The organism is Bacteroides sp. D2 (assembly GCF_025147085.1).
Taxonomy (GTDB): domain Bacteria; phylum Bacteroidota; class Bacteroidia; order Bacteroidales; family Bacteroidaceae; genus Bacteroides.
On record NZ_CP102261.1, the window covers coordinates 5,183,036 to 5,200,230 of the forward strand.

At 38.7% G+C, this 17,195-nt stretch carries 17 protein-coding genes and 1 tRNA gene; 5 read left to right on the forward strand and 13 right to left on the reverse strand.

All coding sequences use genetic code 11. From position 1 onward, the window contains the following. Nucleotides 1-129 precede the first annotated feature (129 nt). The 3 genes from NQ505_RS19200 to NQ505_RS19210 all read left to right on the forward strand — a co-directional run bounded on the left by NQ505_RS19200 (nucleotide 130) and on the right by NQ505_RS19210 (nucleotide 3,314). Nucleotides 130-936, forward strand: coding sequence for a patatin-like phospholipase family protein (locus NQ505_RS19200; RefSeq protein ID WP_008998281.1), 807 nt, complete (start codon nucleotides 130-132; stop codon nucleotides 934-936). Nucleotides 937-989: 53 nt separating this feature from the next. After that, nucleotides 990-2,687 (forward strand): alpha-amylase family protein, encoded by a 1,698-nt coding sequence (locus NQ505_RS19205; RefSeq protein WP_008998282.1) that lies wholly within the window; start codon nucleotides 990-992, stop codon nucleotides 2,685-2,687. Between the two features lie 138 nt (nucleotides 2,688-2,825). After that, nucleotides 2,826-3,314, forward strand: coding sequence for a PepSY-like domain-containing protein (locus tag NQ505_RS19210; protein ID WP_004303340.1), 489 nt, complete (start codon nucleotides 2,826-2,828; stop codon nucleotides 3,312-3,314). 89 nt (nucleotides 3,315-3,403) lie between these two features. Here NQ505_RS19210 and NQ505_RS19215 read toward each other — a convergent pair whose 3' ends face one another. From NQ505_RS19215 to NQ505_RS19240, 6 genes are all read right to left on the reverse strand, one after another. Then, the gene (locus tag NQ505_RS19215; protein ID WP_004303341.1) at nucleotides 3,404-5,416 is read right to left on the reverse strand and encodes an alpha amylase C-terminal domain-containing protein; all 2,013 of its coding nucleotides are present in this window, start codon (nucleotides 5,414-5,416) and stop codon (nucleotides 3,404-3,406) included. Nucleotides 5,417-5,434: 18 nt separating this feature from the next. Continuing rightward, on the reverse strand, nucleotides 5,435-5,881 hold the full coding sequence (locus NQ505_RS19220; protein ID WP_008998283.1) for a YhcH/YjgK/YiaL family protein: 447 nt from the start codon (nucleotides 5,879-5,881) through the stop codon (nucleotides 5,435-5,437). Between the two features lie 37 nt (nucleotides 5,882-5,918). Then, nucleotides 5,919-6,593, reverse strand: coding sequence for a DUF2461 domain-containing protein (locus tag NQ505_RS19225; RefSeq protein WP_004303345.1), 675 nt, complete (start codon nucleotides 6,591-6,593; stop codon nucleotides 5,919-5,921). A 277-nt stretch (nucleotides 6,594-6,870) separates the two neighbouring features. Continuing rightward, the gene (locus tag NQ505_RS19230) at nucleotides 6,871-7,467 is read right to left on the reverse strand and encodes an aminotransferase class IV family protein (RefSeq protein ID WP_008998284.1); all 597 of its coding nucleotides are present in this window, start codon (nucleotides 7,465-7,467) and stop codon (nucleotides 6,871-6,873) included. Beyond that, nucleotides 7,451-8,458 (reverse strand): aminodeoxychorismate synthase component I, encoded by a 1,008-nt coding sequence (locus tag NQ505_RS19235; protein ID WP_008998285.1) that lies wholly within the window; start codon nucleotides 8,456-8,458, stop codon nucleotides 7,451-7,453. The genes NQ505_RS19230 and NQ505_RS19235 overlap by 17 nt, the downstream gene beginning before the upstream one ends. A gap of 128 nt (nucleotides 8,459-8,586) precedes the next feature. Then, nucleotides 8,587-9,321, reverse strand: coding sequence for a tetratricopeptide repeat protein (locus tag NQ505_RS19240; RefSeq protein WP_008998286.1), 735 nt, complete (start codon nucleotides 9,319-9,321; stop codon nucleotides 8,587-8,589). Between the two features lie 287 nt (nucleotides 9,322-9,608). Between NQ505_RS19240 and NQ505_RS19245 the strand changes: the two genes are divergently transcribed. Then, nucleotides 9,609-9,682: transfer RNA gene (locus NQ505_RS19245), tRNA-Arg, on the forward strand. A 142-nt stretch (nucleotides 9,683-9,824) separates the two neighbouring features. After that, a complete protein-coding gene (locus tag NQ505_RS19250; protein WP_008998287.1) occupies nucleotides 9,825-11,063 on the forward strand; it encodes a tyrosine-type recombinase/integrase in 1,239 nt (412 codons plus the stop codon). A 163-nt stretch (nucleotides 11,064-11,226) separates the two neighbouring features. Here the strand turns inward: NQ505_RS19250 and NQ505_RS19255 are convergent, their stop codons facing one another. From NQ505_RS19255 to NQ505_RS19285, 7 genes are all read right to left on the reverse strand, one after another. Further along, the gene (locus tag NQ505_RS19255) at nucleotides 11,227-11,730 is read right to left on the reverse strand and encodes a hypothetical protein (RefSeq protein WP_008998288.1); all 504 of its coding nucleotides are present in this window, start codon (nucleotides 11,728-11,730) and stop codon (nucleotides 11,227-11,229) included. Continuing rightward, nucleotides 11,721-12,137, reverse strand: coding sequence for an STAS-like domain-containing protein (locus NQ505_RS19260; RefSeq protein ID WP_008998289.1), 417 nt, complete (start codon nucleotides 12,135-12,137; stop codon nucleotides 11,721-11,723). The genes NQ505_RS19255 and NQ505_RS19260 overlap by 10 nt, the downstream gene beginning before the upstream one ends. Nucleotides 12,138-12,141: 4 nt before the next feature. Next, nucleotides 12,142-13,188 carry a hypothetical protein gene (locus NQ505_RS19265; RefSeq protein WP_259825702.1) on the reverse strand — a complete coding sequence of 349 codons (1,047 nt, stop codon included), beginning with the start codon at nucleotides 13,186-13,188 and terminating at the stop codon, nucleotides 12,142-12,144. Nucleotides 13,189-13,493: 305 nt separating this feature from the next. Further along, complete coding sequence (locus tag NQ505_RS19270; RefSeq protein WP_008998291.1) at nucleotides 13,494-13,997, reverse strand: hypothetical protein; 504 nt, start codon at nucleotides 13,995-13,997, stop codon at nucleotides 13,494-13,496. Next, nucleotides 13,994-14,488: an N-acetylmuramoyl-L-alanine amidase gene (locus tag NQ505_RS19275; RefSeq protein ID WP_008998292.1), complete on the reverse strand. Its 495-nt coding sequence runs from the start codon at nucleotides 14,486-14,488 to the stop codon at nucleotides 13,994-13,996. Before NQ505_RS19275 ends, NQ505_RS19270 begins: the two co-directional genes overlap by 4 nt. Beyond that, a complete protein-coding gene (locus tag NQ505_RS19280) occupies nucleotides 14,485-14,871 on the reverse strand; it encodes a hypothetical protein (protein ID WP_032844669.1) in 387 nt (128 codons plus the stop codon). The genes NQ505_RS19275 and NQ505_RS19280 overlap by 4 nt, the downstream gene beginning before the upstream one ends. Beyond that, on the reverse strand, nucleotides 14,871-17,192 hold the full coding sequence (locus NQ505_RS19285; protein ID WP_008998294.1) for a hypothetical protein: 2,322 nt from the start codon (nucleotides 17,190-17,192) through the stop codon (nucleotides 14,871-14,873). Before NQ505_RS19285 ends, NQ505_RS19280 begins: the two co-directional genes overlap by 1 nt. Between the last annotated feature and the right edge of the window lie 3 nt (nucleotides 17,193-17,195).

The window sequence follows — 17,195 nt, forward strand, 5'->3', positions numbered from 1 at the left end:
TATGTTCTATGACGGTTTATTTCAAATGTGAACAAGACAGATGGTATGGATTTAAAAAAAACTATCCATTATATTCCTCCTACTTTCAATAAATTCACTAAATTCGTGGCGAACTAAAGAAAGCAATTCATGGAGGTATTCACAAATAACTGGAATAGCCGGAAATATCAGATTGGCTATGCACTAAGCGGAGGATTTATTAAAGGATTTGCCCATTTGGGAGTCATGCAAGCTCTTCTGGAACATGATATTAAACCGGAAATCATCTCTGGAGTAAGTGCAGGGGCACTTGCAGGTGTCTTTTACGCGGACGGCAACGAGCCACACAAAGTACTTGATTATTTCTCCGGACATAAATTCCAGGATTTAACGAAATTGGTGATTCCCAAGAAGGGGCTATTTGACCTCTGTGAATTTATTGATTTTCTCCGGACTAACTTAAAAGCAAAAAATCTGGAAGAACTACAACTTCCCCTGATTATCACAGCAACTGACCTCGATCATGGTCGCATGGTTCATTTTCATCGGGGAAACATAGCGGAACGGGTCGCCGCTTCCTGCTGTATGCCTGTCATGTTTTCTCCTGTCAACATAGAAGGCACTAACTATGTGGATGGAGGATTGATGATGAATCTTCCGGTCTCTACCCTGCGCAGGGTTTGCGATAAAGTGGTAGCTGTCAATGTAAGTCCCATCATGGCACAGGATTACAAAATGAATATTGTAAGCATTGCTATGCGCTCATTTCATTTCATGTTCCGCGCCAATACCTTTCCCGAAAGAGAAAAATGCGATTTATTAATCGAACCATACAACCTATACGGATACAGTAACACCGAACTGGAAAAAGCAGAAGAAATCTTTGGGCAAGGCTATAATACAGCTAACGAAGTACTTAATCAACTGTTGGAAGAAAAGGGAAAAATATGGAAATAACCTCCTATCCATCAGAAATAAGAATGAATACGAATATTAATAATCTACTCTATATGAATGACGAAAATAAAATAATTATCTACCAAGTATTCACCCGCCTGTTTGGAAATAACAACAACCACTGTGTCTACAATGGAGACATTGCCACCAATGGTTGTGGGAAAATGGCTGATTTCACTCTCAAAGCACTTAGTGAAATCAAGAAACTGGGTACTACGCATATATGGTATACAGGCATCATCGAGCATGCCACTCAAACGGACTATCGCCGTTATAACATCAGGCCGGATCATCCTGCTGTTGTAAAAGGAAAAGCGGGTTCTCCCTATGCTATCAAGGATTATTATGATGTAGATCCTGACTTGGCTAACGATGTGCAAGGACGTATGAAAGAATTTGAGAATCTGGTACATCGCACACATCGCACAGGTCTGAAAGTAATTATTGATTTTGTACCTAATCACGTAGCACGCCAATATCACTCGGATGCACAACCGGACGGTACGACCGAATTGGGAGCTAACGATGACTCCAGCCAATCTTTCAGCCCATATAATAATTTCTATTATATTCCGCAAGCGGAACTTCATGCCCAGTTTGATATGAAAGACGGTGCAGCAGAGCCTTACCGGGAATTCCCGGCGAAAGCTACCGGTAACAATCGTTTTGATGCTACTCCCAATATCACCGACTGGTATGAAACAGTGAAATTAAACTATGGAGTGGATTATCAGAATGGCGGTACTTGCCACTTCTCCCCGACTCCGGATACTTGGATAAAGATGCTGGACATTCTTCTTTTCTGGGCATCAAAAGACATTGACGGTTTCCGTTGCGACATGGCCGAAATGGTTCCTGTTGAATTCTGGGAATGGGCTATTCCTCAAGTAAAAGAGGCTTATCCTGAAATACTTTTCATCGCAGAGGTTTACAATCCAGGTGAATACCGTAACTATTTGTTCCGCGGCAAGTTTGATTACCTGTATGATAAGGTAGGGCTATATGACACGTTACGCAATGTAGCTTGTGGATATGAATCTGCATCCGCTATCACTCATTGCTGGCAAAGCCTGAATGGAATAGAGAAAAAGATGCTCAACTTCCTGGAGAATCACGACGAGCAACGTATCGCTTCTGATTTCTTTGCCGGCAACCCGCGTAAAGGAATTCCCGCACTGATCGTTTCCGCCTGTATGAACACTAATCCTATGATGATCTACTTCGGCCAGGAGTTTGGAGAACTGGGCATGGATAGTGAAGGATTCAGCGGAAGGGACGGACGGACTACTATATTCGATTATTGGAGTGTAGACAGCATACGACGCTGGCGCAACGGAGGTAAATTTGACGGGAAGATGCTTACTGAAGAACATAAACACCTCTACTCTATCTACCAAAAAGTACTGACGATTTGTAATGAAGAGCAGGCAATCAGCAAGGGAGTATTCTTTGATTTAATGTATGCCAATATAAACGGATGGCGTTTCAATGAGCATAAACAATATACTTTTATGCGAAAATATAAAAATGAGATTCTGTTTTTCATTATTAATTTCGACAGTCAACTGGTAGATGTTGCTATCAATGTGCCTTCACATGCTTTCGACTTTTTACAGATTCCTCAAATGGAATCTTATCAGGCCACTGATTTGATGACGGGCGCTAAAGAAGAAATCAGTCTATTACCTTATAAACCCACGGATGTTTCGGTAGGAGGTTATAACGGAAAGATTTTAAAGATTACTTTTTAAATAAAAAGACTAAGATCTGTACACTCTTCATCCCTCGGTCACTTATGAATGACCGGGGGATTATTTTATGCACATCACTCAAACAAATATTCTCAAAGGCTGTTTAGGTAGATAAATAATCCTCTAAACTCAAAGCTTATGAAGAAATTTATGATTTGTGCAATCGCATTGTTTCTGCTATTATCTACATCTGTCTTTGGAGATACCCCTCCCGGCAATGTACAGTCGACTTTCAAGAAAATGTATCCTAAAGCAAATGGCGTCGCCTGGTCACAAGACGACGGATATTATTGTGCCAACTTTGCAATGAACGGATTTACTAAAAATGTGTGGTTCAACGTTCGGGGACAATGGGTAATGACGCAGACTGATCTTGTCAGTCTCGACCGGCTGACCCCAACAGTCTATAATGCCTTTGTATCCGGCCCATACGCAAATTGGGTGGTAGATAATGTGACAATGGTGGAGTTTCCCAAATGGCAGGCTATTATAGTAATTAAGGTAGGGCAAGATAATGTCGACATCAAATATCAATTATTCTATACTCCACAAGGGGTATTGCTCAAAACGCGCAACGTTAGTGATATGTATGATATTCTCGGACCAAGTACCTTTCTGGAAAACTAGGAACTGAATTATAGAATAGGATAATAAACGAGAAAGCCCCCGCAGATATTCAATAATATTTGCGGGGGCTTCTTGATTTAAAGATATAATTATTTTTTCTTTCTAAGTACTACAGCGGTACGGGCAGGAATATAGAGTTTCAGCCACTCTTTCTTTTCCTTCTTGTACAGCGGATCGGTAATAGTGAAATGCACGACAGAGTCGTCTGCCAAACCATTTCCTCCAAATGCTACATCGTCGGTGTTCAGTATCACTTCATAAGCTCCCGGAGTTACCAGGAATCCATAATCAGTGAATGACTGCTTCGGATTAAAGTTAAAGACAAATATAAGGTCTTTCCGTTCGTATGCCAATACCTGATCGCCATCATTATGCCATATTTCCTGAACAGGTGTTGCCTGGAAATCTTTCACACTCTTGAGAACTTTCAGCATTTCTTTATCAAAATCACCCATATAGTGATAGGTCAGATTTTTGTTGTCCACCAAATCCCATTGGCGGCGGGCATATTTGCACGACCATCCGTTACCTTCACGCGGGAAGTCAATCCATTCGGGATGCCCGAATTCATTTCCCATAAAGTTCAGATAACCTCCGTTGATAGTCGAAGAGGTCAGCAGGCGGATCATTTTATGCAAAGCAATACCACGGTTGACAACATAATTTTCGTCTCCCTTCTGCATGTGCCAGTACATATCGGCATCAATCAGGCGGAAGATAATCGTCTTATCTCCTACTAATGCCTGGTCATGACTTTCTGCATACGAAATGGTCTTTTCATCCTGGCGACGGTTGGTTACTTCCCAGAACATGCTGGAAGGTTTCCAGTCTTCATCGATCTTTTCTTTGATTGTCTTGATCCAATAGTCCGGAATATTCATGGCCATACGATAATCGAAGCCGTAACCGCCATCTTCTACTTTGGCTGCCAGTCCCGGCATACCGGAAACTTCTTCGGCAATGGTTATCGCCTTCGGATTTACCTGATGAATCACTTCATTAGCCAGTGTCAGGTAACAAATCGCATTATCATCCTGATGACCGTTGAAATAATCTCCGTAGTTACAGAAAGCTTCACCCAGTCCATGGCTGTAATATAACATAGAAGTCACTCCATCAAAACGGAATCCGTCAAATTTATATTCTTCCAGCCAGTACTTGCAGTTTGATAACAGGAAGTGGATCACTTCATTCTTGCCATAATCAAAGCAGAGAGAGTCCCAAGCCGGATGTTCGCGACGAGCGCCCGGATAAAAATACTGATTCGGATCACCGGCAAAGTTTCCTAGTCCTTCTACTTCATTCTTCACTGCATGTGAATGAACGATGTCCATAATCACAGCAATACCCATCTCATGAGCAGCATCAATCAATGCTTTTAGTTCATCGGGGGTACCAAAACGCGAAGAGGCAGCAAAGAAACTGGATACATGATAGCCGAAGCTTCCATAATATGGATGTTCCTGAATAGCCATAATCTGGATACAATTATATCCTTCTTCAGCAATACGAGGAAGTATTTTCTCGCGGAATTCGTTATATGTGCCCACTTTTTCCTCCTGCTGTGCCATTCCGATATGACATTCATAAATCAACAGCGGATTCGTGTCGGGCTTAAATGTTTTCTTCTTGAATTTATAGGGGTTCTCCGGAGCCCAGACTTGTGCACTGAATATTTTTGTCTGTTCATCCTGTACCACACGTGTAGCCCACGCAGGAATACGTTCGCCTTGTCCGCCTTCCCAATATACATTCAGTTTGTAGAGATCGCCATGATGAATGGCATCTGCCGGCAGGTTGATTTCCCAAATCCCATTCTTTTGTTTTTTCAGCTTGTAGGCAGCTTTTTCCTCCCAATTATTAAATGTACCCACCATATAAATATGAGTAGCATTAGGAGCCCATTCACGGAAAGTCCACCCCTTATCGGTGCGATGCAATCCAAAATAAAGATACCCCGATGCAAAATCTGAAAGGGTTTGTTTTCCCTTATTCGTCAATTCAGCTTCTTTGTCTAATACATGCTGATGGCGTCCGGTGATAGCACCGGCAAAAGGCTCCAGCCAGGGATCGTTTTTTACGAGATTAAGTGTCTTTTCCATATCAGAATTGAATTAGGATTATGCTTTTACTTTTACGATTACTTTCTTCACACCATCCGGAGTGATACCGGGAGCATGACCGTCTTGCGGGAAAAAGATAGCAAACATTCCCGGTTTTACGGCAACGTATGTTTCTGCTAATCCTTCGAAGAAAGTAATATCTTTTTCTGCGTTATAAGGTGCATTTGCCGGAACACAGTCTTTAGCAGCAGTATACCCCATTATTTCTGTTCCCGACAATGGGATTTGAATATCAATAAATTCATTATGAGTTTCCAGTTTGGCTTCCTCTTTTGTTTTAGGTTTGGTTTGTGCAATATTCACCAACAGATCTTTTCCTTTCAGTTCTGTCTTACCAACCTCCATGGCTTGGAGGTCATGAGACTTCAAGAATTCAATAGCTTGTGCAAACAGAGGGTTTAAAGACGCATATTTCTCCAGATTTTCTAAAGTATCTACTACCATATAAGTTAAATTTTAAAGTTTATATTCTAGGCATTATTTATTCAAAATCATCAATCGTATAATTTATAAAATCGGCAAACCGTTTGAATTGCCGGAACACTTTGTCTATCTGTTCCAACATATCCGGTCGGGTAAAGAAGTCATCGGGAACATTATAAGAGCAAACATATTCTTTACATTTCAAATAATCAATGTACTTGAAATCTTTCGGAAAACCTTTCGGAGCTGTTTTCAGAAAATCCTCTCCTATCACTGGGAAGTATTTCTTAAACTCCGGATCTTCTACGATCGCAACAAACTCTTCTATATTATCATAGATAGATTGTCGCACTGCTTTCAGGATATTGGTAGGCAGACACAAGCTTCCTCCGGCAAGCATTGAACCATCCGGCTGCAAGTGTACATAATATCCACAATGATCGGACTTCTTTCCTTTGGCATTGATATAACCTCCGAAATGTATTTTATAAGGTGTTTTATCCGCAGAGAAGCGGGTATCCCGGTAAATACGATAAGTACAGTCTTTGGGCTGAATCCCCCGGATAGTTTCATCAAACAGGGAAATACGGGCGATCACTGTTGCCAAAAAGTTGTCGAACTCGGCACGGGCTGTTTCATATTCTGCCTTATGCTCATTAAACCACTCACGATTATTATTCGCGGAAAGATCTTTTAAAAACTGAAAGATAACGGGTATGTTCATCTTTATCATTTTCTATTATTACTCTACAAACGTACAAATTTTATTTCATATAAACTACAAAAGGGGGTAAAAGGACATAAAAAAAGCATCGGCCTGGTAAAACCGATGCTCTAACACATTTATCAAAAAAACAGACTCTTCTGTCTCTGACGTACTTTAGCTTTCACAAGTGAAGTACAATCTCTTTAATTAATCTTATATCTAATACTATGAAAAACACATAAATATAACAGTACAAAAGAGACATTTGTTCAGCAGTTCTATGTATATTTCAGTTAATTATAGTTTATAGAATTAAATGTTTCTCATTTATAGGCAATATAATGCGTTTCCAGTCAATCATTGCGTTGAATAACATGATATGGGAATAGTCTTTCAAACATATTTGCGGAATGTCTTTCTCAACAATGAGCTGTCTGTCCAGAAATTCGCTTCGTTTCGTCCCCCGGAGTAACGGATGAGCCGGTGTGAACCATGTATCTCCGTCATAGAGAGCAACATTAGCTATAGAGGTATCTGTCAGATAGCCATTTCTTACAATTAAAATATCATCCGCCATTCCTCTTTGAGCATACAAGGCATTCAGTTCTTCCCGATGCGCACTTTTATAAGTATAATCAATGGTATCGGACACAACCAAATGCAAAGAAGATACCTGTCGCATCTGATAGGGCGCATACGTAACTTCTTCCACTTCTTTTCCATATACAATCCGGCATTTATGAATTCCATTTAAAGTTGGCGGAGATATAAATTCCCGTAAATCCAGCGGAGTGCTGTCTTTCCAAAAAGCTGCACGGGTTTCATTAAAGCGCTCTGTGTGATAATCAAGATTATAAATCTGTCCATCCTCTATCCGGATAGTCTCAATAAATGGGTACATATACTTTTTGTTTCATTTCATTATACTCGCTTTCCACATCACTCTGGCAGGTGATCCCACCTCCACTTTTAAAATACATCTTCTCTCCTTCCTGTTCTACAAAACGTATCATAACAGCACTATCTAAATCAATGCCATCAGAATATCCCATAACTCCTGTATAAAATCCTCTGTCATAGGTTTCAGCTTCCTGGATAATCTGCATCGTCTTTTTCTTTGGAGCACCGGTAATAGAACCGGCTGGCAGTAATCTGAAAATAATATCTCCCAAATGCTCCTGATAATTTTCGGGCAATATACCCTGAATTTCAGAACTCGTCTGAAAAATAGCTCCCCGATTAGTCTGTAACCTATCCATATACCGATACCGGGAAACTGACACTCGGTTGGCAACCATACTTAAATCATTACGAATCAGATCTACAATGGTAGCATGTTCGGCAGTCTCTTTTGGATCATTCATCAATAATTGAGCAGCAAAGGGAATTGAAGCATCAATGGTTCCCTTCATCGGATATGAGCTAATTTTTCCCTGATGAATTCTAACAAATATTTCAGGAGAGAAAACCGTAAAACGGTCTTTAATCCATAGCTTATAAATCGCTTTTGAATGAAAATAAATATCATTCAGAGTGAGATTGGTTTCTACCGGAGTGCGACACGTCAAATTAGTAAGGAAGCTATTTCCTGCCAGGATGTTCTGTCGCACGATATTAAACGAGCGTTGATAGGAAGAGAAAGATTCTGCGAAAGGCTGCCAATGTAGTGAAGGCATTGTTTTTGCAGAGTAAGTGGCTATATTATCTTCTGCTGATATAATCTGATTGGTAAATCCATTCAGATTATATAAAACTTCAGTAGAATCAACAGCAGCGACCTCCTCTATATAAGATACATCTTGTAGATAATTTATAATGAAAATGAAAGGACGATGGAGTTGTCCCAACTGATTCATTCGTTTGATAGCCTGTTCCTTATTATATAAGTGCATAAAATACTTCTACGTTTAGGGAAGGCAAATGTACGCAAAAAGTATAGATTAGAAAAAGATAGCAATAAAAAAAGGGTTGCCCGATGTGTCATATCGGCAACCCTTTATCATTTATAAGATTGGTCAAATTACTTCATTACAGCTTTTACTTGAGGAAGCATCTTCTTTACATTTTCATTTTCCGGAGAGATCTTAGCAGCTTCTTCCAGATAGTCTAATGCTTCTTTAAATCTACCATCGGCTTTTTCTTTTTCTGCAGCATATTTATCTGCATCAGAATTTGCCAAAGGAGCAGCTTTCTTCAGGATATTAGCACCATCATTATAGCACAGAACTCCTAAACTGTACAATGCATTTGTCTTATACTGCTTGTGATCCAAAGGAATTACTTTCTTGAAACAGTCTTCTGCTTCTTCTGCTTTTCCGGCTTTCTGTGCAGCAAGTCCTGCTTTCAGATAGTGAAGGCTATAATTCTTCACCATTGTTGTATTCTTAGGATCTACTTTCAATCCTTCTTCCAATGTAGCTACATATTCAGCAGTCTTCTTTTGCGCATCTAAAGCCAAAGCTTTGCGAGCATAGGCATTTCCGATATTGAACTTCTTTTGAATTGCTATATCAAAAAAAGTCACAGCTTCCGGATATTTCTTCACAGCATCGGCAGCTATACCACAATAATAAGCGGTTGCAGAATCTTGATTATTCGTTTGTTTCAAATATTCACTGAATTTCGCATACGCTACAGGATAATTTTTAGCATTAAATGCATCATTTCCTTCTTTTTTCAATTGCTCTGGGTCGGTTTGTGCAAAAACATTAGTCACTACAATACAAAATGCAAATAAAAAAATCAATTTCTTCATAACTTTATGTGTTTTTTAGTTGTTTATCGCTCAAAAGTAAAAGTTATAATAGAAAAACACAACCCTATTTTATTTTTTTGAGCTTTTTGAAACCTATATAACGTTCGTTATTCTTCGTAAAAATGGCGTTTTTCTATTCATTCTTCCCAAACCATATAAATAAACAAAATTCTATCTCTATTATAAACTACTGATTCATAGTCACAAAGAAATATATGAATAAAAAAATGCCAGAAAGTTTTTGAGTTTTCATAAAAAGCACTACCTTTGCATCCGCAAATAAGGCTGGTTCCGTAGCTCAGCTGGATAGAGCAACGCCCTTCTAAGGCGTGGGTCAAGCGTTCGAATCGCTTCGGAATCACTTAAAGGACTGATTATAATTCATTGATAATCAGTCCTTTTTCTTTTCTATGAAAAGCCGAAAGGCTATAAAAAAAAGATACCATTTCTCACCGGAAAGTCACCAACAGTGGAAAAACAGTGTCTTTAAAAACTTATAGCTTATGGCAACACTATCATTAACCATTCTATCCGCTAAGCCCACCAAGGCTGGCAAATTTCCTATTCTTATCCGCGTATCAGTCAAGAATGATAAGGAGTACATTAAAACGGAATATCAATTGGACGATGCTTGCCAATGGTATAACGGAAAAGTAGTAGCCCGCAATGATGCTACAATGATGAACAAACAACTTATATATGAGTTGAAAAAATACAAAGAACGTTTGCAGTATATTGACAACTACGATTGTTATACCGCCAAACAACTAAAAATTATACTAACACAGCAAGATAAAATCGCTCCAGACATACGTACATTCAATGATTTCATGCGACAGAGGATCAAGGAAAAAAAAGAAGAAGGAAAGACTAGTCATGCTAAAATGCTAGAAGACACATTAAAGATCTTTGAGAGCGCAGAAGGTGAGGTACCGATAATTATTATGAATCACATTACCGTTGAACATTTTGATAGATGGATGAAACTCCATGGCCATACTGACGGGGGCCGACAGATTCGGTTAAGTCACATAAAAGCACGGATTAATGAAGCTATTAAGTTAGGGATAATACGATGTGACAAACACCCATTTGCCTACACAAAGATTCCCATCCCAGAGCCAAGGAGTCTTGATATATCTGTAGACGCGATAAGAAAGATTATTAGTGCGGATGTCTCAAAGAGCAAACAGCTGTCTTTAGCTAAGGATATGTTTCTGCTATCATTCTACTTAGGAGGTATCAATTATGCGGATCTTATTCAAGTAGATTTATCAGAAGATGTAATTAGCTATATACGATTAAAAAGTGGTGAGCATAAAACGAAAAACCGAACTACGAGTATAGCTGTCTGCCCGGAAGCCAAAAGCATAATAAATAAATATATTGGGAAAAATGGAAAGCTGAAGTTTGACTACAAATACACAGCAGGTAATTTACAACGCTATATCAATAAATGCTTAAAGCTCCTAGCAACAGAGCTAAATATAAAGGAGGGATTAACCTTTTATTCAGCCCGTAAAACTTTTGCCCAGTTCGCTTCCGAGATTGGGATACCCTATCCTATTATTGAATACTGTTTGGGGCACTCCATAAAGACCAGCATTACTATTAATTCTTATGTTCGGGTTAAACAGCATCAGGCAGACGCAGCAATTCAAAGAGTTATTGAATATATTAATAATCCAGAAGTATTCAAACCATATATAGAGATGCGAGCACAAATGCAAATGATGATGTAATATAAATAATGAGTTAAGAGGTAGCTTATTCGGCTACCTCTTCCTGCTATATTCACCAGAGAGTGATCTATGCTAATTCTCTTACCATATTCAAAATAGATTTTGTCTTGATACATAACGGTAACAAAATTATCTATGTAGCCGATAAACTTTGAAAATATCTCTATTCGAATTTATTAACTTCCATTATGAGCTTACTAAATTTACCATCATTTTCATTTTCAAAAATACTCAAATCTCCAAGAGTCTGTTCCGATAAAGAAAAAGTAGAATTAGATGTAAAATTAGTTATAAACTCTCTGCTATCCATTACAATACTCAAAAGTTCCAATTGATACGAAAGAAGATAATTAAAATTTATATTGTATTGTTCCTTTAAGATGCTCATCAAATCATTCACCCTAATATTAAGCTCTTTAGTTTTATATTTGACCATTCGAGGCTTGAGTTCTCCATTTTTCAATTGACCTATAAGTACTCGATATTCATTCCTTATTTCAAGTATTTCATTAATAAAAAACTCCTTAATAAACCTTTTACTATCAACTTTAGCTTGAATTGTATTAACAATCCATATAGAAAGCCCAGCAGTTATAGCAATACCTCCTATTTGAATCCAATCCGAGACAGTTATCACTAATGAATTTACTACTGAAATCAACTCCATTTCTTTAATTCTAAAGAATCATTAACAATTCTATACCATGCTTCATGCTCTTCCGTAGTTTTTGGTTTTTTATCTTTTAAACGTCTATCCTCCCACTGAAGGTATGTTTGCGATTTAATCATCTCAAGCCAGTGAGGTTCATAAACAGAAACGATATTAAGATATTTCTCTACTATTTTCAAAGAAAAATCAAAAACTAAATTTCCTATAGCCTCATCCAAGAAAGATGGAGCAAAACCGTCCGCCCCATCTAACTCCAAGGTCAAACGCTCTTTTTTCTCAAAAGCCTCTTTAAACTTCTGGTTTAAAAGAGAATGATAGAATTCTTCACCAGACCTTTCACTAATATCACAATGCCTAAGTCCAGTATATTTTGAGAAATCTTTTGCTATATTTAAGACTGCCATATTATTAATTATCAATACTATTAAAAAAACATTCTTTTCTCAAAACCCACCGATACATGGTGCCTTTAAACAGATTTTTTTCTGTTGCAAAGATAAGACTTTTATTAGGATTAACAAAATCAAGTCTAACATTGTTCGTGATTACCAATAACTCTTGGATATATCCATCGTCACAACAATTTTTAATACCTGGAAGTCCCTTACCCCTATTTTCCTCTTGTGTATTCGAACCATATTTTTTATTAAAAGCATTTTTTAAAATAGTTAATCGATCATCATTGAAAAAAAATTCTTTTATCAATTGACTGTGCTTCCTATAAATAGTATCAAGGATACCTTTACCTAAATCTACAGCTGTAAAAACAACCTCATTATTACCGTACATTATTCCTAATTGCCATTTCTTATTATGTGAATTACTCCATTCTATTGAATTTCCACAAATTTCTTTAAGCATTGATTTTAGAGATGTATTTGAAGAAAGTCCTCCTGTCAAATATTTACATGTATGCTCCACACAATTACTAATCATTTCCATTTGGCTAACAGTTAATTTACCTTCTCCTTTTTCAAAATACATCAATTCTGACTTTGATGTATTTTGAAATTTCTTACCATTTTCATCATACATCTTCGATAAAAAGCCTGAATCTACTAAAAAACGCCTACAATTCAAATCTTTTGGCAATTCTCCTCTTGTATTAATTCCTCTCGATTTCATTTCATCTATTATACTTAAAAAAGTCACAATAGCATGAAAATCAATATTTTTCACGTTACTTAATGAAACATATAAAAATTTTCTTCTATTTACAATCCACAAAGACTCTGAAAGTCTCAACTTATTAAAAAAGCAAGCACAATCATTTGTAGACTCAACAAAACTACAGTTCTCCGGAGCATCTATAACCAATCCCATTTTATCTTTTTGCCTATCAACATTTACTATTACAATATATTTCCGTCTCTTTGGTCTGCTCCGACGTTGAAGTAAACGACATAATCTATTATGTCTGCTTTTATATTTTTTTGTTGTATATAGCTTTTTCATAATCAAATCAAAATGAACCGCTAAAATACAAAAAGAAATTGAATATCTAACAAAATACATATATATATATGATCGTTCAATGCACTACATCTTTATTCATTTTTCTTTTTCACTTTCTCTAAGGCTTTTTCGGAGTCTACCAATAATTTAATTATTTTTGTAGTCTACATTACAAAGATAGGACAGTGAATAAATAAAGGAAAATAAACTTCATAAATGCTGGGAAATATGTTATAAACGATAAAAAGACCCCAAATCTTTCGTCCTGGGGCAATTATTTGTTCGCTAACAAATAAACGTCTGCTTCATTTTAAACGATAAGCCAACCATCCTGCAATTAACAAACCTATAATACCTATATACACTTTATCTTTATGCAAATCCCACCATGATAGTTCTACGACAGTTTCTTTTTGATTCAGCAAAACATTAACCTTATTACTAATAGTATCAAGTCGATTCGAGAACTGCTGCAAAGTAATGGATAATGTTTCATAAACTTCAGTCCGTTCTTGCTCCTGCTTGGAAGCGGTGGTAGTACTTTCTTTAATCGGATGTTGTTTCCCTGTTGAATCCGGAGCAGACAAGTAAACTGTTTTATTCTCAATCTTTAGATCACTCAACTTGTCCGTAGTAACCTTCGTTTGCTTATTCACGTTCATCTGTAGAGACTCAATCATGTTTCGCAGGTATTGGAACTCTTCGGAATAGTCCACCTGCTTTTGCATCTCGATGTTGCGGGAAGCCTTACAAGACGATAACCATATTGCTGACGTTAGCAATATGGTAATGTATATTATTCGATTCATGGCCGGATCACTGTATTGCGTAAGAAATTGGAAAATTCACTTCGGACATCGAAGCAGGGACACGCTTTGATATATTCTGCCGGCTCTACTTCACCGCTGCCGTCCAGATCCGGCGAAGTATCACGGTGTCCGAGTACTTCAATTATAGGATATTCCTTACAGAGCTTCGCGACCAATTCACGTAGTGCTGCCCTTTGAGCCGGAGTACGTGTGTCTGCAGGCTTACCGTTTGGATCTAATCCACCGATGTAGCAAATTCCAATACTGTGCTTATTATACGATGTAGTAGAAAACCCCTTCGTGTTGCAATGCGCCCCATCAATGCTCAATGGTCGTCCATTCTCTACCATTCCATCAAGGTCAATGACGAAGTTATAACCGATCTGACTAAAGCCTCTTTGTTTGTGCATCCGGTCAATGTCTTTAGCACGTAAATCTTGCCCAGCACGTGTGGCCGAGCAATGAATAATAATCGAATCAATAGTTTTCATTTCTTTTCCTCCTTATCTTTAGTTATTGTAACTCTACGTGGTGGAATACGACGACTACAGTCATTATCAGGTCGATCACAACGATTATGTTCAGCATCCTTCAATTGTAGTTCCAACTCGTGACATTTATGTATCCAAATTAATTTATCATTCTGCTCATTACGTAATTCAACATAGATAGCATCTATTTTCGTGTCACGCTGTGCAATACGATCCTCTAGCCAATCCACTTGTTTACGTTCATTCTCATCTTCCATAGAGTCAGCAGAAGCATCCTCTTTCCTTGCATCAGTCTTCCGGTTAACATAGAAGTTAACCATCCATTTGATTGCCTCTAAGCCTCCTAAAGCTCCAAGTATTGTTAGCCAGTCGTTTAGTTCCATCATTCCTTATCTATAAAAGATTCACTAATATCCCAATAAGAATCGTCATTCGTTGACACGGCTGTAATAGTACCTTGTGAACCTGGAGACAAGCATACAAAAGAATGAGCACTTATACTACCTGACTTAGTTTGCATAAAAGATGCAGATTGACATTTAAATCCAATTACATCAAAACTACGTGTACCCAATCGGCAATTTATATCCAATATGGCTCCTGGAACATCCGATGGATTAGGGAGATTGATGTAACGAGGCTCGCCAACATACGCTGTCAGTGTCTCAATATATGTTCCCTTTCTCAAATCTATATTATATGGATTTCTACCATGAATACCAAGTTCATCCATTTCATGAACAGCTGACCTCCATATAACTCTTGGTCTACTTCTTTGATATAAATATCCATATTCATCCCAATAAATAGAATTATCTGCCAGCACCCCAGTACCATCTTCCCTCAATACTATTTTCCCATTCGCAAGAGATAAGCTTCCCTCCTCAACTTCCACTCTTCCTTTGAACTTATACTTTTTATTTATTGGATCAAGTTCGAAAACTATTTCACCATCAACAACCGCAAATATCCCTGTACGCTTCTCGCCAGTTGTCTTATCGGTCAAACATTCCTTTCCTTGCACAATTCCAGTCAAATTTCCATCAGATGATTTGATACCAGAGAACATCTTGGGAGTAACAATATACTCTTCCCCTAATTCCGTTGCATAACCGTTCCACTTTTCTATCCATGGAAGAAGGTTTGCGTCCTGACCATCCTTACCCGGCTCCCCCTTCACTCGTATAGGATCACCCCATTCACCTGAATCCGCACTTTCTGATACCTTCTGTGAAATCCACACAACCGCATTCGTCGCATCGGTATGCCATCCGTCCGATGTTCCTCTTCCGGTAGGTTTAGCAGGTTCCGCTTCGCTATCATGATAAGTGATATAAACCCTCATTCCGTCCTTGCCGTCAGTACCGTCAATCCCATCGTTACCGTCTGCGACCATTAATGCCCATGCCGTACCATTATAGATATAAACTCGACCGTTATCCGTATCACGATACACCCAATTCTTTTGAGGATTAGCAGGCGGAATTGAAGAGTCTCCTTTCCAAACAATATCAAGACCATCCTTACCATCTTCACCGTTAATTCCGTCTAATCCATCTTTACCATCCGATCCATCAACCGTCATAACATACCATGCGTTATCCTGATAGACATAGGTTTTCTTGTCGGATATATTGCGGTAATACCAGCCGTTTTGAGGATTGGAGGGATGGGAGGTGAACTCGCCTTTATATACGAGGCTTGTTCCGTCTTCCCCGTTGATTCCATCAGCACCGTTGTTTCCGTCACGTCCGGGTTCACCTTTCAGATTCTCTTTTGTTTCACTGTCCAAGTTATCCCAAGTAAGTTTCACGCCACTCCCGAAATGAAAGCCTCCTTTGTCCCAGTATATTGCTCTGTTGAATATGTCGCCATTGCCATCCTTGTCCCATCTGATATTGCCTTTTGCAATGAATCCGGAACTGTCGGGATTGAACTGGTACAAGATTGTCCCGTCTTCGTCTACGGCTTTCAGCATACCGTTGACGCAATAGAATCCTTTCAGCCCGGCCGTTCCGGGTATGTCACCGCCCATGCGCACTTTCAGGCAATTGCTCCAGTCCTTTGTATAGATACCGTCAAGCACGTCTATTGCAGGCTGTCCGCTTTCATCAGCGTGCATATAAATAGCGGAATGTCTTCCTGCGTACTGCTCTTCGTATGAGCTGTTTCCGAATTGCACGATGTCGTCACCCGGCATGGGTGGATTCGTGACAAAGGTTATCCCGTCCTCGTTTACTTCCGATTCAAACTCCGATACCGGTATGTGAATTACTCCATCAACGATTGATTCAATCTCCACATGATACAATCGCTGGTTGCCTGTAAACTCCTGACAGCGGATGAAGTCATGCTCCATGAAACTCATATCGGTATCCTCGAGCGTGATAAGGTAGGCAGCCCCGTCTTCCGATATCCCGACTGTCTTAATCTTACCGCACCCCTGCGTGATAGTCTGCGCACCGATTATCGCCCTAATCTTAGATACCAGAAGTTCGAATATCGTAAACTGTCCACGTACACGGATAGCGTCAATTTCAAGCATCCACTTCCCCTTGATGTATTCCCATAGTTTCCATCCGTGCCCGGCAAAGCCGGACATGAAATCTTCCACATACTCTTTTACTCCATTCGCCAATTTCTGTCCTGTCTCTTTCACCGAACAGAGAAAGCCGTAAAACTTACCGTTACTTAATATTGCCATATT